This window comes from Mesobacillus jeotgali, from assembly GCF_002874535.1.
In the GTDB taxonomy this organism is placed as follows: Bacteria; Bacillota; Bacilli; order Bacillales; family Cytobacillaceae; genus Mesobacillus; species Mesobacillus jeotgali.
Genome location: NZ_CP025025.1, coordinates 3,148,768 through 3,167,466, shown reverse-complemented (window position 1 = coordinate 3,167,466; position 18,699 = coordinate 3,148,768). Strand labels below are relative to the sequence as shown.

Below are 18,699 nucleotides of genomic sequence, written 5' to 3'. Positions count from 1 at the left end.
TTTGGAGTGAGTTTAAATGCTTCATCAATTTTCTCGTAATGAATTGGCCATCGGCAAGGAAGGCCTTGATATAATGAAAAATAGTACTGTCGCTGTTTTAGGAATTGGCGGGGTCGGTTCGTTTGCGGCAGAAGCTTTGGCTAGATCGGGTGTTGGCAAGCTGATTCTGATTGACAAGGATGATGTCGATATCACCAACGTTAACCGCCAGCTTATTGCTCTTCTTTCGACAGTCGGCAAGCAGAAGGTAGAAGTAATGCGTGACAGGATTATGGATATTAATCCTGAATGTGAAGTCATTGCGTTGAAAATGTTCTATACAGAAGAAACATATGAAGAGATTTTCGGCTATGATCTAGATTTTATTGTTGATGCATCCGATACAATCTCTTATAAAATCCATCTGATCAAGGAGTCCATTAAGCGTGACATCCCAATGATCTCAAGTATGGGTGCAGCAAATAAAATGGATCCGACGAGGTTCCAGATTGCTGACATTTTCAAGACGCATACTGATCCGCTTGCTAAAGTCATTCGTACCCGTTTACGCAAGGAAGGTATCAAGAAAGGGATTCCGGTTGTTTTTTCGGATGAAAGCCCGATTGTGATCCGTGAAGATGTTCGTAAAGAGGTGGGCAATGATAATGCCGAAATCCGGAAGGCGAAAATGCCGCCATCTTCAAATGCGTTTGTTCCGTCAGTGGCTGGGCTCATTATGGCAAGCTATGTTGTCAGGGAATTGTTAAAAGACATTGAAATAGAACGTGTAAATAGCTAAAAAAGCGGCAAGGACCACAAACGTGGTCCTGCCGCTTATTTTTTTTGCCCTGTAATCTTTTCATAGATCGCTGCAATTGCCTGTTCGAATTTTCCAGTCTTCTTTGGCTTGTAATATACTTTATTCTTAATTCTGTCTGGGAGGTACTGTTGTTTGACCCACCCGCCTTCATAATCATGCGGATATAAATAATCAACTCCTCTTCCCAGGTCTTTCGCACCTTTATAATGGGCATCCTTTAGATGGTCAGGAACTTCGCCGCTGATACCGGAACGAATGTCTGCCAGTGCGGAATCAAGCGCAACATAAGCAGAATTGGACTTCGGGGACAGACATAGTTCAATTACTGCATTTGCCAGCGGAATCCTTGCTTCCGGAAAGCCAACCCGCTCAGCTGCCTCAATTGCAGCAAGCGTCCGTTGTCCTGCCTGCGGGCTTGCCAGTCCAATATCTTCATAGGCAATGACAAGGAGCCTTCGGTTGATGCTGACCAGGTCGCCTGCTTCTATCAATCTGCCCAGATAGTGCAGGGCGGCATTCACATCGCTGCCCCTGATCGACTTCTGGAAACCCGAGAGAACATCGTAATGAGCATCTCCGTCTTTGTCATGTGAGAGACTTTTTTTCTGCATGCACTCCTCGGCTGCAGACTCATCAATATGGATAATCCCATCGCTATCGGGTTCGGTGGATAGTACTGCGAGTTCAAGTGCGTTTAATGAGCTTCTTACATCTCCGCCGGAAGCGGTAGCGATATGGGTGAGTGCTTCCTCTGTAATATCAATATTTAAGTTTCCCAGGCCTCGTTCTTCATCCGAAATCGCTCTTCTTAAAGCGGCTTTTACATCATCTGGTTCAAGCGGCTTCAGTTCGAAAATCTGGCACCTTGATCTGATTGCGGGATTAATAGCGTGATATGGATTACTTGTGGTCGCTCCAATCAAGACAATCATCCCATTTTCGAGGTAAGGAAGCAGGAAGTCCTGCTTCGCTTTATCAAGGCGGTGAACCTCATCGAGAAGCAGGATGACCTTCCCTGACATTTTCGCTTCAGCGGCGACTACTTCCATATCTTTTTTATTATTGGTAACAGCGTTCAGAGTCCTGAACGCAAAATTCGTGCTTCCTGCAATAGCGCTGGCAATGGAGGTTTTTCCGATTCCAGGCGGTCCATAAAGAATCATCGAAGACAATTGCCTTGCTTTGACCATTCGATTGATAATTTTTCCTTCAGCTACAAGATGCGACTGGCCAATCACTTCCTCAATCGTTCGCGGCCGCATTCTGAAAGCAAGAGGTTTAAGATTCATGCTCATCGCTCCAATAACGCATATTTCGTATATATACAATAACACGAACGAGGGACTTGCGCATGGTCCACGCAATTTGTGCTATAATTGCAAAAGCCTACCTATTGACTGAGGATTTTTGGTAGTATTTATAGTGAGAGAATGCCATATGGGGCATTATGAATATATCTGAAAAAATAACTAACCTTTAAGAAAAATTTGAATAGAGGTGCATTATGAAAATATCAACGAAAGGGCGCTATGGACTGACAATCATGATCGAGCTGGCCAAAAAATATGGAGAGGGCCCAATATCTCTAAAATCCATTGCGCAAACAAATGATTTATCAGAGCATTACCTGGAGCAATTGGTTGCGCCGCTAAGGAACGCCGGCCTGGTGAAAAGTATCAGGGGAGCTTATGGCGGCTACATTCTCAGTTCTGAACCGTCAACCATCTCGGCCGGGGACATCATCCGAGTCCTGGAAGGCCCAATCAGCATTGTTGAAGGGATAGAGGACGAGGAACCAGCCAAGCGTGAGCTCTGGACACGAATCAGGGACGCGGTCAAAGACGTACTCGATAATACGACAATCGAAGACCTCGCCAATCATTCAGACAACTTTGGCGAATCTGACGCTTATATGTTTTATATATAAAGCAATAGTATCGAATGCTGCTTGTTCTGATTCAGATTTTTTCGGGTGAATAAGCAGCATAATTTATGAAAGTTAGTGGCTCTGTTATAGCCCATCGAGGTTTATAAACCCTGTTGATTGTAGTGTAAGGCGCGAAGACTCCTCCGAAAATGCTAACGCATTTCCATCGTGCGTGGGCAGGTTCGAGGAAGCTCAATCAATGTCCTGCGGGATGAGAAAGTCATGGGGAGACCCCGCAGGCGCTTAAAGCGCCGAGGAGGCTCTCCGACTTCCCGCGGAAAGCGAAGCGCCTGGAACGGAAATCAACAGCCAAATTTTACAGAGCCAATTCAAAAAATCTTCTGAAGAGAGGGTAAGACTTTGGAAAGAATCTATTTGGACCATGCAGCAACTACACCAATGCATCCGGAAGTCCTCGCTGAAATGGTCAAAGTAATGGAAGCGGAATTCGGCAACCCTTCAAGCATCCATCATTTCGGTCGTGAGGCTAGGAAAATCCTCGATAATACTCGCGATGTACTGGCAAAGAGCATAGGAACGAAGGGAAACAACATCATTTTTACAAGCGGCGGCACAGAAGCAGATAATCTGGCAATTATCGGTTATGCCGAAAATAATCGCACCAAGGGGCAGCATATCATCACGACTCAGATTGAACACCATGCTGTCCTGCACAGCTGTGAGGAATTGGAGAGACGAGGGTTTGAGGTCACATATCTGCCGGTGGATGAACATGGCCAGATATCTATGGAATCATTCGAAGAGGCATTACGTGATGATACGATCCTTGTAACAATAATGTACGGAAACAACGAGATAGGCACAATCCAACCAATACAAGAGATTGGTGAAAAATTATCTGGCCATCAAGCTGTTTTCCATACGGATGCAGTCCAGGCATATGGAATTGAAAAACTGGATGTCGATGAACTCAAGATCGATTTGCTTTCTGTTTCAGCCCATAAAATCAATGGCCCCAAGGGGATAGGTTTTCTTTTTATCCGTGATGGAATCAAGCTGGCGCGTCAGCTTTTCGGCGGTGAACAAGAAAGAAAACGCCGTGCCGGCACAGAGAATGTCGCAGCGATCGCCGGGTTTCGCAAAGCAGTTCAGCTATCCCAACAGGAGCTGGAAACAAAACGAAGCTTCTATAATGATTTAAGGAATTTGTTCATCGATAAACTTCAAATAAGCGGAATTTCTTTCCAGCTGAACGGATTGCTTGATAAATCACTCCCTCATATTTTAAACTTAAGCTTTCCGGGCACGAATGTCGAAGCGATGCTTGTCAATCTTGACCTATCTGGTATAGCTGCTTCAAGCGGTTCAGCGTGTACTGCGGGTTCAATCGATCCATCGCATGTTCTTGTAGCGATGTTCGGAAAAGAAGATGATAAGCTGACAAATTCTATCCGATTCAGCTTCGGTTTGCACAATACAAGAGAACAGATTGAAAAAGCAGCAGAGGACACGGCGAAAATTGTCCGCAGGCTTGCGAAAAATAGCCAGGTTTAAGGGAAGAATAAGTTTTATAGGAAGAGAAAAGAGGTGAAGCATAATGGAAAAATCACCTAAGGATACAAGAGTGGTGGTAGGAATGTCCGGTGGTGTTGATTCATCAGTAGCTGCGCTCATTTTGAAGGAGCAGGGATATGATGTGATCGGCATCTTCATGAAAAACTGGGACGACACGGATGAAAACGGAGTCTGCACGGCTACCGAGGATTACGAGGATGTGATCCGCGTCTGCAACCAGATCGGCATTCCATATTATGCGGTTAATTTTGAGAAACAATATTGGGATAAGGTTTTCACTTATTTCCTTGATGAATATAAAGCAGGCAGGACTCCTAACCCGGATGTCATGTGCAACAAGGAAATTAAATTCAAAGCATTCCTTGAGCATGCAATGAACCTGGGCGCAGATTACCTGGCGACAGGTCATTATGCACGAGTGGAAGATCGCGACGGGGAACGCAAAATGCTTCGTGGGCTGGATGAAAATAAGGACCAGACTTATTTCTTGAACCAATTGAGTCAGGACCAGATAGAAAAAGTGTTGTTCCCAATCGGAAATCTGGAAAAATCCCGTGTCAGGGAACTTGCAAAAGAAGCGAATCTTGCCACAGCAACTAAAAAAGACAGCACCGGCATCTGCTTCATAGGTGAAAGGAATTTCAAAGAGTTCCTTGGAAATTACCTTCCTGCCCAGCCGGGAAATATGGAGACGATGAACGGCGAGGTAAAAGGAAAGCATGACGGTCTGATGTATTATACGATCGGCCAGCGCCAGGGCCTTGGCATTGGTGGTTCAGGTGAACCTTGGTTTGTTGTCGGGAAAGACCTTGTGCGCAATGTCTTGCTTGTTGAACAAGGCTTCCACAACGAACTGCTTTATTCAGACAGCATCACGGCAGTTAATGTCAGTTTTGTATCTGACAAGGAGAAGCCGAAGACGTTCGAATGTACAGCAAAATTCCGCTACCGCCAGCCTGATAATGCTGTAACGGTCGAGCTGCAGGATGATGGGACTGCGAGAGTCCTGTTCAAAGAATCAATACGTGCCGTGACTCCTGGACAGGCTGTCGTTTTCTACGATGGGGAAGAATGTCTTGGCGGAGGTACAATTGATGAAATTTTCAAGAATGGAGACAAACTGACATATGTCGGTTAATCCTGATAAAATCCCCGGCGGGCCAGCTTCGCCGGGGATTGTTTTGGCTTAGGCTCTTATGTTTTTTTTCTGCGGAATATAGAAATCTAGAGTTCAGGTGTTACCGCGAAAAGAGTCTAAATCATCCCGTATTATGGTATACTTTCATGGAGAATGGAGTGTTAGAAATGGATAAAAATCAGACAGGAATTCAGTATATGAAAGAAGGCAAATGGGAAGAGGCTGCCAAGGCATTCACGGAAGCGATTGATGCTCAGCCAGGAGACCCGGTTGCATACATAAATTTTGGAAACGTCCTCACAGCAGTGGGTGATACCGAAAGAGCAATGAACTTTTACGATAAAGCGATCAGTCTTGATGAAAATGCCACAGCAGCCTATTACAGCAAAGGCAGCGTGTATTATGATAACCAAAATTTCGAGGATGCCAGAAAAATGTTTGAGCTGGCCATGAAAAAAGGGCTGGACAATGGAGACAATTTTTTCATGCTGGGTATGACCCTCGTGCATATGGGCAGCAACAAGCTTGCTCTGCCATACTTACAGCGCAGTACAGAGCTTCTCGAAAATGATGGCGAAGCCCATTTCCAATATGGACTTTGTCTTGCAAGGGAAGGTTTTATCGACGAAGCGATTAATGCGTTTGATCTGGCAATATCGATGGACCCACAGCACGCAGACGCCCTCTATAATCTTGGTGTAGCTTATGGCTACAAAGAAAATGGTGAAAAGGCACTCGAGATGTTCAATCGTGCATTGGAAATCCAGCCAGACCACTTGCTTGCAGGCCACGGCAAGAAATTGATTGAGGGACAAGACATTATTAATTAAAGCTCTTTTCGTAATGTTTGTTGCTCAATGCGAATACAGCCTTAATCAAATTGGATCGGCGGAAAGGGGGAAGTACGTTGAACAAACAGGACTCGCTTGATTTGTTTTCAGAACAAGGCAAGTTCATGAAAGGGAAGCATCTTGTTACTATTTTTCATAATGAACAGAATCTATACACAGTCCTGAGGATCAGGGTTGAGGAAACAAATGAGCAGTACGAAGATAAGGAAGCAGTCATTACAGGGTATTTCCCCCGGATTCATGAGCAGGAGACTTATATTTTCTTTGGTGAGGTAAAAGAACACCCTAAGTTCGGTGCACAATTCCATGCGACTCATTTCCGTAAAGACCTGCCGCAGTCAAAGCAAGGGATTATCAGCTACCTTTCCGGCGATCTTTTCAAAGGAATCGGGAAGAAAACAGCAGAGAAAATTGTTGATACACTGGGTGAAAAAGCCATTACGAGGATTATCGAGAACCCGTCTGTCCTTGACCAGATTCCGAAGCTGGCGCCAGAAAAAGCAAAGGAACTTTATGACACATTAATGGAACATCAGGGCCTCGAACAAGTAATGGTCGCATTGAATGAATATGGTTTTGGCCCTCAGCTGTCGATGAAAATTTATCAAGTATATAAGGAACAGGCGATTGACGTAATTCAGAACAATCCTTACAAGCTTGTGGAGGATATCGAAGGCATCGGTTTCGGAAGGGCGGATGAACTGGGCAGCCAGTTGGGGCTTACAGGTAACCATCCGGACCGGATCAAGGCTGCCTGTCTCTATACACTTGAGAATTCAAGCATCCAGGGTGGGCATGTTTTCATGAATGCGGAAGAGCTCCTCGTCGATGTGAAAAAGCTGCTTGAAGACAATCAGCATATTGAAATTGAATTTACTGATATCTCGAATGAAATCATCAAGCTGGGAGAAGAAGGAAAGCTGGTTGCCGAAGAACAGAGAATCTATTTGCCATCCCTTTATTATTCGGAAAAAGGCCTCGTTGTGAACATTAAAAGGATTCTTGAGCAGACAGAATACGAAAATCAATTTCCAGAATCTGAGTTTCTCCTTGCTCTCGGAAATCTCGAAGAGCGCCTGGGTGTCCAATATGGCCCAAGCCAGAAAGAAGCGATCCAGACAGCGCTTATGTCACCGATGATGATTCTGACAGGTGGGCCCGGCACAGGTAAAACGACGGTCATTAAAGGAATCGTTGAGCTATATGCAGAGCTGCATGGCTGTTCTCTGGACCCGAAAGATTACAAAAAAGAAGAACCTTATCCGTTCTTGCTTGCGGCGCCGACTGGTCGTGCGGCAAAGAGGATGACTGAGTCAACCGGGTTGCCTGCCGTGACAATCCATAGGCTTTTGCGCTGGAATGGCGCAGAAGGTTTTGATCATAATGAAGACCAGCCGCTTGAGGGAAAGATATTGATTATCGATGAAACCTCAATGGTTGATATATGGCTCGCCCATCAATTATTCAAATCTCTGCCAGATAATATTCAAGTGATCGTTGTGGGAGATGAAGACCAGCTCCCTTCAGTAGGTCCTGGCCAGGTACTGAAGGATCTATTGGATTCTGGCAGGGTCCCAACTGTGAGACTGACGGATATATACAGGCAGGCTGAAGGTTCGTCAATAATCGAACTTGCCCACCAAATCAAAAAAGGCTATCTGCCGGAAGATATTTCAGCCCAACAGCCTGACCGTTCTTTTATAAAATGTACGACAAGCCAGATTCCTCAGGTAGTCGAAAAGGTTGTCGCCAATGCAAAGAAAAAAGGGTATTCCCCGAGGAACATCCAGGTTCTGGCACCGATGTACCGTGGTCCAGCCGGCATTGACCGATTGAACGAGCTGCTGCAGGATCTCTTCAATCCTAATTCTGATGGAACGAGGAAAGAGCTTGGGTTTGGCGATGTGAAATATCGTATCGGGGATAAAGTCCTCCAGCTAGTCAATCAGCCGGAAGCCAATGTGTTCAATGGTGACATGGGTGAGGTTGTCGCGATATTTTACGCAAAGGAAAACACGGAAAAGCAAGATCAGCTGATCGTTTCCTTCGACGGCATAGAGGTAACCTATAATAGGCCGGATCTTTCGCAAATCACCCACGCTTATTGCTGTTCCGTGCATAAATCCCAGGGCAGTGAATTTCCGATTGTCGTCCTTCCAGTGGTAAAAAGCTACTTCAGAATGCTGCGCAGGAATCTGATTTATACAGCAATCACCAGGAGCAAGCAATTCCTGATACTTGTTGGCGAAGAAGAAGCACTGAAAATGGGGATCGAACGCGGTGAAGATACCGAAAGGAATACAACACTTGTAAAGAAGCTTGTTCATTTACTGCCCGAATTGCAGGATGAAACGAGTACAAAGAATCAGTCGGAAAATAAACACCAAACTCAAGAAAGTACCGGCAAAGATGAAAAAATGGATTATCTTGAAATCATTAAAAATGCTGATCCGATGATCGGAATGGACAATCTGACTCCTTATGATTTTATGGAGGAAAATGAGGCTTAAGAATCTGCAGTTATTGCGGATTCTTTTTATTTTCCATGGAAAACGTTACACCTCATGAATTTAGTAAAGCGGTAGAAACTATAACTGTTCGGGAAAGGCGGGACACACTTTTGCGGACATTTTCACTTTTAAAGGGACTGCCAGTATATGAATTGGCGACTGGTCAAAAACTGGGCGAAGTTTGTGATGTGAGCATTTCAGGCAATGGAAGCGTAGTAGGCTTACTTGTAAAAAAGGGTGCGTTCATCAAGAAAACTTTTCAGGTCAAAGTGGGCCAGGTTTCATCCTTTGGTGAAGATGGGGTCATGGTGAAAGACAAGTCAGCCTTGGAGCGATTGGAGACAGAGCCTGAATATACATTCGAGCATAATGAGAGCCTTGCTGGGAAAAAGCTTCTTTCGAAAGAAGGTGAGCAGCTTGGCTTGCTGGAGGATGTATATTTCATGGAAGAATTGGGCACGATTGTAGGGTACGAATTAACGGATGGCTTTTTTTCGGATATCGCGAATGGAAAGCGTGTCATTAAGACCACTGGTCCGCCTGCAATCGGAAAGGATGCCATCGTCGTCACTGTTAAATCGAGATGAGGTGTCCTTATGTTAAGTTGTCCCAATTGCAGGAGCAAGGATATAGGTAAAATTGGCATCAACCAATATTACTGCTGGAATTGCTTCATCGAACTGTCTCTGAACAAAGGCTTGATCCATACCCATCAAGTCGAAGAAGATGGAACATTGAGCTCACTTGATGATTTATTTGAGGAAGATCAACGTCAATACGGCATGTAAAATAAATCAAAGAGGTGAAGCACATGAATAAAATGTTAACCTCCGTAATCGCTTTGGGCGCTGGTATGGCGGCTTATAATTATGCTTCCAACAACAATTTGATGTCTGGAAGGAAAATGAAGAGGCTTGGCAGGAAAATGACGAGAGCTTTATTCTAATCTGAATAGTCAATCTAATCCCTTGCATGCATATGCAAGGGATTTTTACTTTTGACTAGAAAAATTAAGATTATTTCCAAGTCGCTGTAAAAACCCGTTTTTTACAATAAAAAAATTTTTGGTTATGGGTTCGGAAAAATTCGCTTAAATAGATTCCGCACATGGCCAATAATGTATAATCCAACTCCTTTCTTTCAAGAATAAACAGGAAGGAGGCCGAAAATCGATGAATATTCAGATGAAATGGTATTACCGGCTTGGATTTCTTCTCCTTTTATTCATTGTTCTGTACGTATTCATCAAATTGCAGTCCATATGGGTACCTTTTTTGGAAGTATTACTTTCACTGCTTGTGCCTTTTTCCGTGGCTGCGTTCATTACATATTTACTGCATCCTATTGTTGAAGCTCTTCACCAAAAAGGGCTTCATCGCGGAGTTTCAATCTTGATCATCTATATTTTGTTCTTTGGAGGAGCCGGCTTTGCTTTTTACAAAGGGATACCAGCACTGATCCACCAGCTGGGCGACCTTGCGGAAAATGCTCCGTATTTCGCCGAGCAGTATAAACAAATGGTCAATAACATTGTTGACCAGACTTCGACATGGCCGGCAGGCATTCACGAAAGAATTGAAGATGGAATTACCCGGGGGGAACGATGGCTTGATGGTGTTCTCGCCGGTTCGATGGCATTCCTGCTGAATATCGTAAACTCCATCCTGACGATTGCCGTGATTCCTTTTATCGCTTTTTACATGCTGAAGGATTTCGATGTCATGAAAAAAGCCGCGTGGTATCTCACCCCACGGCAGTGGAGACAGCCAGGCACTAAATTCCTGCATGAAGTCGATAAATCGCTGGGCAGCTATATCCGAGGCCAGCTGCTCATATGTCTCATAATTGGTGTCCTATCATCATTGTTTTTTTGGTTTGCGGGAATAAAGTATTCACTGCTGCTCGGAGCGATTGTCGGGATAACAAATGTGATCCCTTATTTCGGCCCGATAATTGGAGCTATTCCAGCTGTGATCATTGCCGCAACAATGTCGGTGAAGATGGTGCTTTTATCACTCGTGATCGTGTTCTCGCTTCAGTTCCTCGAGGGAAATATCCTCTCCCCGCTGATTGTCGGCAAAAGCCTGCACATGCATCCGCTGATGATCATGTTTGCACTGTTGGCTGGGGAAGAGGTTGGCGGCATCCTGGGGTTAATTCTAGCAGTACCCGTGCTGGTTGTATTGAGAGCTGCTTTGATTCATGCAAAAGACCATATCATTCTTGAGAGAAAGAAAGAGCGACCAACATAATTTTGCCAAGCGTTTGACAAACAGCATGAGGCTATATATAATTCGGCTATAGATTAATAATTCGAAAAATGTAGAAGGAACGAGTATGTTATAGACCATCGTCCAGAGAGGGATTCCCAGGCTGCGAGAATTCCCGATGAAGGATAACAGAAGGCTATTCCGGAGTGCAGGCAAAACCTGCCGTAGCAGCTGCGTTAAAGCGTTTTTGAGAGATGGGCGTGCGACTTTGCGTCCATAATCAGGGTGGTACCGCGAGCAAGCTCTCGTCCCTGTCCAGGGATGAGGGCTTTTTTTGTTGCCTAAAATCCCTGAAAGCTTAAATTTCACTTGGATTTAGGAGGTTAGTTTTATGAAAAAACTGACAGGTGCTGAAATCAGAAGAATGTATCTTGATTATTTTAAGGAAAAGGGCCATGCAATCGAGCCGAGTGCGTCGCTTGTACCGCATGATGATCCTTCCCTGCTTTGGATTAACAGCGGTGTTGCAACATTGAAAAAGTATTTTGACGGCCGTGTCGTGCCGGAAAATCCGCGGATCACAAACGCACAAAAATCAATTCGTACGAATGATATCGAAAATGTCGGCAAGACAGCCCGCCACCATACGTTCTTTGAAATGCTCGGAAACTTCTCGATCGGTGACTATTTCAAGGTAGAAGCCATTGAATTTGCATGGGAATTCCTAACGGATGAAAAATGGATCGGCTTTGATCCAGAAAAACTGTCCGTCACAATTCACCCTGAAGACGATGAAGCTTTCAATATCTGGAGAGAAAAAGTCGGTGTTCCTGAAGAGCGCATTATCCGTCTTGAAGGGAACTTCTGGGATATCGGTGAAGGCCCAAGTGGTCCGAACACTGAAATCTTCTACGATAGAGGGCCTGAATATGGCAATGATCCTGAAGATCCAGAATTATATCCTGGTGGAGAAAATGACCGTTATTTAGAAGTCTGGAATCTCGTGTTCTCTGAGTTCAACCACAATCCTGATGGAACATACACTCCACTGCCGAAGAAAAACATTGATACAGGCATGGGACTTGAGCGCATGGCTTCAGTAGTTCAGGACGTTCCAACAAACTTTGAGACAGATTTGTTCATGCCAATCATCAATGCTACGGAAGAAATCTCTGGTGAGAAATACGGACAGTCCAAGGAAAAGGATGAGGCATTCAAAGTCATCGCTGACCACATCCGTACTGTTGCCTTTGCTGTCGGTGACGGTGCGCTTCCATCCAACGAAGGCCGCGGCTATGTACTTCGCAGATTATTGCGACGCGCTGTTCGTTACGCGAAGAAGCTGAACATCAACCGACCGTTCATGTACGAGCTTGTGCCTGTTGTTGGTGAAATCATGCATGACTTCTATCCTGAGGTCAAAGAAAAGACAGACTTTATCCAGAAGGTCATCAAGAACGAAGAAGACCGTTTCCATGAAACGCTCAACGAAGGCCTTGCGATTCTTTCCGAGTTGATCAAGAAGGAGAAGGAAAAAGGCAGCGGCATGGTACAGGGCGAGGATGTCTTCCGTCTCTATGACACATACGGATTCCCTGTCGAATTAACAGAAGAGTATGCTGAAGAAGAAGGCTTGAAGGTTGACCATGAAGGCTTCGAAAAAGAAATGGAGCTGCAGCGTGAAAGAGCACGTGCTGCACGACAGGATGTCGGTTCCATGCAGGTGCAAGGCGGTATTCTGGGAGACATTAAAGAAAGCAGCGAATTCGTAGGTTATGATAATTTTGAAACAAACAGCAAGATTGTTGCATTAGTCAAGGAAGGCGAGCTTGTTGAGGAAGCTAAAGCAGGCGATGAGGTTCATTTCATCCTTGATACTACACCTTTCTATGCAGAAAGTGGCGGCCAAATCGCTGATAAGGGAACAATCGAAGCAAATGGGGTGAAGGTATCAGTCAAGGATGTAAAGAAAGCTCCTAACGGCCAAAACCTTCACCATGCGGTGGTAGAAGAGGGCACTGTTACGAAGGGGCTCGAAGTGACAGCTAAAGTTGACCAGGATAACCGTGCGAGAATCATCAAGAACCATACTGCAACACACTTGCTCCATCAGGCATTGAAGGATGTCCTTGGTGGTCACGTAAACCAGGCAGGATCACTAGTCGAGCCTGATAGATTGCGTTTCGACTTCTCTCATTTTGGTCAGGTGTCGGCTGAAGAGCTTGAGCAAGTAGAAGCAATCGTCAACGAAAAAATCTGGAGAAGCATCCAGGTTGAGACTAGCTTCAAGGCAATTGCTGAAGCAAAAGCAATGGGCGCAATGGCATTGTTCGGCGAAAAATACGGCGATATTGTCCGTGTCGTAAAAGTTGGCGACTACAGCCTTGAGCTTTGTGGCGGCTGCCATGTTCCTAACACTTCTGTGATTGGATTGTTCAAAATTGTATCCGAAGGCGGTATCGGTGCAGGAACAAGAAGGATTGAAGCTGTAACAGGAGAAGCTGCTTACAAGGTTCTAAATGATCAAATCAGCATCCTGAAAGATGCAGCAGCTAAACTAAAGACTTCTCCTAAAGAAGTTGCAAACAGAATCGATTCAATGCTTGTAGAAATGAAACAGCTTCAGCGCGAAAATGAATCTCTATCAGCTAAATTGGGTAATATTGAAGCAGGAAGCCTTACTTCCAATGTCAAAGAAGTGAATGGTGTCCAGTTGCTTGCAGCACGCGTTCAGGCTGCAGATATGAACAGCCTGCGTAATATGGCTGATGACTTGAAGCAAAAGCTAGGTTCAGCTGTCATTCTGCTAGGCATGACCGACGGCAGCAAAGTGAATCTGATTGCTGCAGTGACAGATGATCTGATCAAGCAAGGATACCAGGCTGGAAAACTGATCAAGGAAGCAGCGGCAATTTGCGGCGGAGGCGGCGGAGGCCGTCCGGATATGGCCCAGGCTGGCGGAAAAGACCCATCAAAACTCGACAATGCGCTTCAATTTGCCGAAGAATGGGTAAAATCAATTTGATATAAAAGTAAAGTAGTGTAGAATGAAGGTAACTTGAAGAAAATTTTACCGGCTATTTTTTGAAAGAGAGGTGCATTCGATGAGCTCGTTTGACAAGACGATGAGATTTAATTTTCCCGAAGAGCCTTTTGAGCATGACGCCAATGAAGTCCTGCTGCAGGTGTATGAAGCATTGCAGGAAAAGGGATATAACCCGATTAACCAGATTGTCGGTTATTTGCTCTCTGGCGACCCGGCCTATATTCCCCGCCATCGGGATGCCCGCAATATCATCCGGAAGCTTGAGCGGGATGAAATTATCGAGGAACTGGTCAAATCCTATTTAAGGAACCACCGAGAGGGGAAATAAATGCGTACGATGGGACTGGATGTCGGCTCAAAAACAGTCGGCATTGCGCTGAGCGATGAACTGGGATGGACTGCTCAGGGACTTGAAACATTGAAAATCAACGAAGAAGAAAATGTGTTTGGTTTCGATGAATTAGGTAAAATAATAAAAGAGTACGAAGTCGGCAAAGTTGTCGTCGGACTGCCCAAGAACATGAACGGCACTATTGGGCCACGCGGAGAAGCGAGCCAATTCTATGCCCGTGAATTGGAGGAAAGGTTCGGCGTCCCTGTCATCCTCTGGGACGAGCGTCTGACGACAGTGGCTGCAGAGCGGGTTTTGCTCGAGGCAGACTTGAGCCGCAAGAAAAGGAAAAAGGTCATTGATAAAATGGCCGCAGTGATGATTCTACAAGGCTATTTAAACAGCCAAAATTAAATTGAGGTGACTACAATGGATCACGGCGAAAACAACATTACAGTAGTAGACGAAAACGGCAACGAACAACTATGCGAAGTACTTTTCACATTTGACTCTGATGAATTTGGCAAGTCATATGTGCTTTATTACCCAGTAGGTGCGGAGGATAACGACGACGAAGAAATCGAAATCCACGCGTCAGCATTCACACCGTCAGAAGACAACGAAGACGGCGAACTAATGCCAATCGAAACTGACGCAGAATGGGACATGATCGAAGAAATGCTAGAAACATTCCTTGCAGAGCAAGACGAAGAATAAATTATTACATTAGGACCAGGCGAATGATGCCTGGTCCTTTATTTTTTCACAGTAAACCTGTCGGACAAACAGAAAGGAGAATCTTTTGAGATTGTCCAATAGAAGGGCTCTATCGGACAAAAAGAAGGAAGAATCTTTGGAGATTGTCCAATAGAAGGGCTCTATCGGACAAACAGAGGGAAGAATCTTTGGAAAGTGTCCAATAGAAAGGCTCTATCGGACAAACAGGGAGGAGAATCTTTGGAGATTGTCCAATAGAAGTGCTTTATCAGACAAACAGAGGGAAGAACCTCTGGGAAGTGTCCGATAGAAAGGCTCTATCGGACAAACAGTGGGAAGAATCTCCGTAAAGTGTCCAATAGGTATCTCAATTGGCCTTCATGCCAGCACCCTTACCCGCAAAAGCAACAACTTGTGTTATCACATGCCCTAATTCCGCTGTCGAAATTTTGGTTTGTTTGTCGTTCAAGGTATTTTTTCGTAATTATTTGCAAATAGAAATAAAAAATATAGTATAATGGTTCGAGATGTGAAAATAGAGAGTATCCAGGAAATCAACATTGTTAACTGGAGGGGGAAGTTATGTCTGACGAAAAAAATAATAAACAAGATAAAAAGAAATTGATTGCTGAGAGGTTGGTCGAACAGCAAAAGGAAGCAAGGATTGTTAGGAAGATTGTATTCATCACGGCGATCGTTGGTATACTGCTCATCGGGGCAGTTGGCGGAGGCGGATATTATTATATTAAAGAAGCCCTTAAGCCAGTAGATGCATCCAGCGAGAAGACGATCAATGTCAATATCCCTATCGGCTCCTCTACTACAGGAATCGGAAAGATATTGGAGGAGAATGGTGTAATTCGGGATGCGAGGGTTTTCAAATACTATGTGAAATTTAAAAACGAAGCAGGTTTTATGGCCGGGGATTACAAAATGAATCCATCCATGACACTTCCGGAAATAATTTCGAGCTTGAAAACTGGTAAGGTCATGCAGGAAGTGGTCATGAAAATTACCATTCCTGAAGGAAAGCAGCTGAAGCAAATCGCTGGAATTATCGCGGAGAAGACTCAGCAAAACGAAGAAGAAATTTTCAAACAGCTGAACGATAAAGAGTTCATCACGAAAATGATGGGAAGATATCCTGACGTTCTGACGGAAGACATTTTAAAAGAAAATGTGAAGTATCCGCTTGAAGGCTATCTGTTCCCGGCAACTTATCCTTTCTATTCTGAAAGACCAACGGTCGAGGAAATCGTTACTGTCATGCTAACTAAAACTAAGGAAGTTCTCGGTGAATTCAGAGGACAGATGGAAGAAAGAGAAATGACGACGCATGAATTGATGACGATGGCATCACTCATTGAAGAAGAAGCGACTGATAAAGTTGACCGCGATAAAATCGCGAGCGTTTTCTATAATCGCCTGGAAGACGGTATGATGCTGCAAACAGACCCTACTGTTCTATATGCGCACGGAGAACATAAAGAACGGGTGTTTTATAAGGATCTTGAAATTGATGACCCTTATAATACCTATAAAATCCAGGGGTTGCCGCCAGGCCCAATCGCTAATCCAGGGGTAATGTCGATTGAAGCCACTCTGGCACCTGCCGACACAGATGATATGTATTTCCTTGCAACGTCAACAGGAGATGTGCTCTTCTCTAAAACACTTGCGGAACATAATCGCAAAGTGAATGAACACATCACGAACAAAAAATAACAGTAATTTAAAGGGAAATGCAGAAAGATTAGCATTTCCCTTCTTATTGTGATAAAATAATACAAGTGTTTTTTCTAGATCTAAATAGTATTTTACTGTCTAGCGAAGGCTCTTTAGTGGAGCTCTGATTCATTTGATAGCGTGTATTGCAGAAGTAGGAGTTGCGGCTTTTAGCTTATGAACCTGAAGGGCAACATTGCCCGGTGGTGTCCCCTCTTAACCTGTGAACGCTATTTTTTTCATGCTCTGACAGTCATTCATATACCTACTCTGGCTGAGAAATAGCCTTTGAATAGAGGTGAAGCAGCTTGCTTAGTCAAGAGCTGCAAAATTATATAGATTCTTTAATACAGCCCAGGAATGGCCTCCTTGCTGAGATGGAGGAATATGCCCATCAAAATGGAGTTCCCATCATGGAGCCGTCAGGTATCGAAACCATGCTGCAGTTGTTGAGAATACAGCAGCCGGAAGCGGTCCTGGAGGTAGGGACGGCAATTGGCTATTCAGCATTAAGGATGGCATTCGCCCTGCCGCAAACAAAGATCGTCACTTTGGAACGTGATCAGGAACGGTTTACGCTTGCTGTTGATTATATTAAGAGGGCAGACATGCAACAGCAGATCATCCCAATCAGTGGTGATGCGCTTGAGCTTGAAGAGGAAGTTGCCAGCCATGCCCCATTTGATGCAATTTTTATTGATGCGGCAAAAGGTCAGTATAAGCGCTTTTTCGAAATGTACTCCCGGTATTTAAAACCAGGAGGAATGATCATTACGGATAATGTCCTTTTTAAAGGGCTTGTATATAATCAGGAAGCTGATAGCAGAAGACTTCGCAGCCTGGTTAAAAAAATAGACGAATTCAACCGCTGGCTCACAGCCAATCAAGAGTATGATACAGTCATCCTTCCGATTGGCGATGGCATAGCGGTTAGTAAGAAGAGGTGAACGGAATGAATAAACCTGAATTATTGGTAACTCCAAAGAGTGTTGAGGATATTATTCCACTGGCGGAGGCAGGAGCAGATGCTTTCTTGATTGGTGAACAGAAATTCGGCCTGCGGCTCGCTGGTGAATTTAACCGTGAAGACGTAAAGCAGGCAATCGAACTTGCACATTCCAAAGGCAAGAAAGTTTATGTCGCTATGAACGCGTTGTTCCACAATGAAAAAGTGGACTTGCTTGGTGATTACCTGACTTTCCTTAAGGATGTACATGCAGACGGAGTCACTTTCGGCGACCCAGCAGTACTGATGGCTGCAAAGGAATATGCCCCTGAGATAAAGTTGCATTGGAGCACGGAAACAACAGGCACGAACTGGTATACTTGCAACTATTGGGGCAGGAAGGGTGCAAAACGTGCCGTTCTTGCAAGGGAAATCAATATGGACGCTATTGTTGAGATCAAGGAAAATGCCGAGGTTGAAATAGAGGTGCAGGTCCACGGAATGATGAACATGTTCCAATCTAAACGCCCACTGCTCGGACATTACTTTGAATACCAAGGCAAAGCGCTCGAAGTTGAGAACCGCAAACAAGAACGCAATATGTTCCTTCATGATAAAGAGCGAGAAAATAAATACCCTATTTTCGAGGATGAAAATGGCACTCATATCATGAGTCCGAACGATATTTGCATTATTGATGAACTAACGGAGCTTGTGGAAGCCGGTGTCGATTCTTTTAAAATTGACGGCATCCTGAAGAGCCCTGAATATATTTTGGAAGTTACAAAGCTTTATCGCAAAGCCATTGATTTGGCTGTTGAAGCTCCAGACCAATATGACGAAGAAAAAGACGGCTTGCTTGAAGCAGCGGAAGAACTGCAGCCGCCAAACCGCCCACTGGATACAGGATTCTTTTTCAAAGAGACGGTTTATTAACAGTAAGAACTATGAGGAGGTTGCGTA

The 18,699-nt window shown here is 44.5% G+C and carries 18 protein-coding genes and 1 other annotated feature; of the genes, 17 read left to right on the top strand and 1 reads right to left on the bottom strand.

What is annotated here, in order from left to right:
- The first annotated feature begins 16 nt into the window (after positions 1–16).
- Entirely contained in the window at positions 17–778 is a 762-nt protein-coding gene (locus tag CD004_RS16140) for a tRNA threonylcarbamoyladenosine dehydratase (protein WP_102263694.1), read from the top strand.
- A 35-nt stretch (positions 779–813) separates the two neighbouring features.
- Here CD004_RS16140 and CD004_RS16135 read toward each other — a convergent pair whose 3' ends face one another.
- A complete protein-coding gene (locus tag CD004_RS16135) occupies positions 814–2,088 on the bottom strand; it encodes a replication-associated recombination protein A (protein WP_102263693.1) in 1,275 nt (424 codons plus the stop codon).
- A gap of 215 nt (positions 2,089–2,303) precedes the next feature.
- On the opposite strand from CD004_RS16135, the gene cymR reads away from it, so the two are divergent.
- From cymR to CD004_RS16055, 16 genes are all read left to right on the top strand, one after another.
- A complete protein-coding gene (cymR, locus tag CD004_RS16130; protein ID WP_041967745.1) occupies positions 2,304–2,726 on the top strand; it encodes a cysteine metabolism transcriptional regulator CymR in 423 nt (140 codons plus the stop codon).
- 360 nt (positions 2,727–3,086) lie between these two features.
- Positions 3,087–4,241, top strand: a complete 1,155-nt coding sequence (locus CD004_RS16125; protein ID WP_102263692.1) for a cysteine desulfurase family protein — start codon at positions 3,087–3,089, stop codon at positions 4,239–4,241.
- A gap of 43 nt (positions 4,242–4,284) precedes the next feature.
- Positions 4,285–5,400: a tRNA 2-thiouridine(34) synthase MnmA gene (gene mnmA / locus CD004_RS16120; RefSeq protein WP_102263691.1), complete on the top strand. Its 1,116-nt coding sequence runs from the start codon at positions 4,285–4,287 to the stop codon at positions 5,398–5,400.
- 167 nt (positions 5,401–5,567) lie between these two features.
- Positions 5,568–6,230: a tetratricopeptide repeat protein gene (locus CD004_RS16115; RefSeq protein WP_102263690.1), complete on the top strand. Its 663-nt coding sequence runs from the start codon at positions 5,568–5,570 to the stop codon at positions 6,228–6,230.
- 77 nt (positions 6,231–6,307) lie between these two features.
- Positions 6,308–8,761 (top strand): SF1B family DNA helicase RecD2, encoded by a 2,454-nt coding sequence (gene recD2 / locus CD004_RS16110; RefSeq protein ID WP_170029995.1) that lies wholly within the window; start codon positions 6,308–6,310, stop codon positions 8,759–8,761.
- Between the two features lie 110 nt (positions 8,762–8,871).
- Positions 8,872–9,348, top strand: a complete 477-nt coding sequence (locus CD004_RS16105; RefSeq protein WP_102263689.1) for a PRC-barrel domain-containing protein — start codon at positions 8,872–8,874, stop codon at positions 9,346–9,348.
- A gap of 9 nt (positions 9,349–9,357) precedes the next feature.
- Positions 9,358–9,549 carry a hypothetical protein gene (locus CD004_RS16100; RefSeq protein ID WP_102263688.1) on the top strand — a complete coding sequence of 64 codons (192 nt, stop codon included), beginning with the start codon at positions 9,358–9,360 and terminating at the stop codon, positions 9,547–9,549.
- A 23-nt stretch (positions 9,550–9,572) separates the two neighbouring features.
- On the top strand, positions 9,573–9,707 hold the full coding sequence (locus tag CD004_RS16095; RefSeq protein WP_102263687.1) for a YrzQ family protein: 135 nt from the start codon (positions 9,573–9,575) through the stop codon (positions 9,705–9,707).
- Positions 9,708–9,933: 226 nt separating this feature from the next.
- Positions 9,934–11,013, top strand: a complete 1,080-nt coding sequence (locus tag CD004_RS16090) for an AI-2E family transporter (protein WP_102263686.1) — start codon at positions 9,934–9,936, stop codon at positions 11,011–11,013.
- A 62-nt stretch (positions 11,014–11,075) separates the two neighbouring features.
- Positions 11,076–11,287: a binding site (T-box leader), on the top strand.
- A gap of 75 nt (positions 11,288–11,362) precedes the next feature.
- A complete protein-coding gene (gene alaS / locus CD004_RS16085; RefSeq protein WP_102263685.1) occupies positions 11,363–13,996 on the top strand; it encodes an alanine--tRNA ligase in 2,634 nt (877 codons plus the stop codon).
- Between the two features lie 79 nt (positions 13,997–14,075).
- Positions 14,076–14,345: an IreB family regulatory phosphoprotein gene (locus CD004_RS16080; RefSeq protein ID WP_023627198.1), complete on the top strand. Its 270-nt coding sequence runs from the start codon at positions 14,076–14,078 to the stop codon at positions 14,343–14,345.
- Positions 14,346–14,762 (top strand): Holliday junction resolvase RuvX, encoded by a 417-nt coding sequence (gene ruvX / locus CD004_RS16075; RefSeq protein ID WP_102263684.1) that lies wholly within the window; start codon positions 14,346–14,348, stop codon positions 14,760–14,762.
- A gap of 15 nt (positions 14,763–14,777) precedes the next feature.
- Complete coding sequence (locus CD004_RS16070; RefSeq protein ID WP_102263683.1) at positions 14,778–15,065, top strand: DUF1292 domain-containing protein; 288 nt, start codon at positions 14,778–14,780, stop codon at positions 15,063–15,065.
- A gap of 582 nt (positions 15,066–15,647) precedes the next feature.
- Positions 15,648–16,790 carry an endolytic transglycosylase MltG gene (gene mltG, locus CD004_RS16065; protein ID WP_102263682.1) on the top strand — a complete coding sequence of 381 codons (1,143 nt, stop codon included), beginning with the start codon at positions 15,648–15,650 and terminating at the stop codon, positions 16,788–16,790.
- A 308-nt stretch (positions 16,791–17,098) separates the two neighbouring features.
- The gene (locus CD004_RS16060; protein ID WP_102263681.1) at positions 17,099–17,737 is read left to right on the top strand and encodes an O-methyltransferase; all 639 of its coding nucleotides are present in this window, start codon (positions 17,099–17,101) and stop codon (positions 17,735–17,737) included.
- A gap of 5 nt (positions 17,738–17,742) precedes the next feature.
- Complete coding sequence (locus CD004_RS16055) at positions 17,743–18,672, top strand: peptidase U32 family protein (protein ID WP_102263680.1); 930 nt, start codon at positions 17,743–17,745, stop codon at positions 18,670–18,672.
- Positions 18,673–18,699 lie beyond the last annotated feature (27 nt).

Excerpts from the sequence above, each read along its gene's own strand:
- CD004_RS16140 (WP_102263694.1), top strand. The coding sequence starts at position 17 with ATGCTTCATCAATTTTCTCGTAATGAATTGGCCATCGGCAAGGAAGGC.
- CD004_RS16135 (WP_102263693.1), bottom strand. The coding sequence starts at position 2,088 with ATGAATCTTAAACCTCTTGCTTTCAGAATGCGGCCGCGAACGATTGAG.
- cymR (WP_041967745.1), top strand. The coding sequence starts at position 2,304 with ATGAAAATATCAACGAAAGGGCGCTATGGACTGACAATCATGATCGAG.
- mnmA (WP_102263691.1), top strand. The coding sequence starts at position 4,285 with ATGGAAAAATCACCTAAGGATACAAGAGTGGTGGTAGGAATGTCCGGT.
- CD004_RS16115 (WP_102263690.1), top strand. The coding sequence starts at position 5,568 with ATGGATAAAAATCAGACAGGAATTCAGTATATGAAAGAAGGCAAATGG.
- CD004_RS16100 (WP_102263688.1), top strand. The coding sequence starts at position 9,358 with ATGTTAAGTTGTCCCAATTGCAGGAGCAAGGATATAGGTAAAATTGGC.
- CD004_RS16095 (WP_102263687.1), top strand. The coding sequence starts at position 9,573 with ATGAATAAAATGTTAACCTCCGTAATCGCTTTGGGCGCTGGTATGGCG.
- CD004_RS16090 (WP_102263686.1), top strand. The coding sequence starts at position 9,934 with ATGAATATTCAGATGAAATGGTATTACCGGCTTGGATTTCTTCTCCTT.
- alaS (WP_102263685.1), top strand. The coding sequence starts at position 11,363 with ATGAAAAAACTGACAGGTGCTGAAATCAGAAGAATGTATCTTGATTAT.
- CD004_RS16080 (WP_023627198.1), top strand. The coding sequence starts at position 14,076 with ATGAGCTCGTTTGACAAGACGATGAGATTTAATTTTCCCGAAGAGCCT.
- ruvX (WP_102263684.1), top strand. The coding sequence starts at position 14,346 with ATGCGTACGATGGGACTGGATGTCGGCTCAAAAACAGTCGGCATTGCG.
- CD004_RS16070 (WP_102263683.1), top strand. The coding sequence starts at position 14,778 with ATGGATCACGGCGAAAACAACATTACAGTAGTAGACGAAAACGGCAAC.
- mltG (WP_102263682.1), top strand. The coding sequence starts at position 15,648 with ATGTCTGACGAAAAAAATAATAAACAAGATAAAAAGAAATTGATTGCT.
- CD004_RS16055 (WP_102263680.1), top strand. The coding sequence starts at position 17,743 with ATGAATAAACCTGAATTATTGGTAACTCCAAAGAGTGTTGAGGATATT.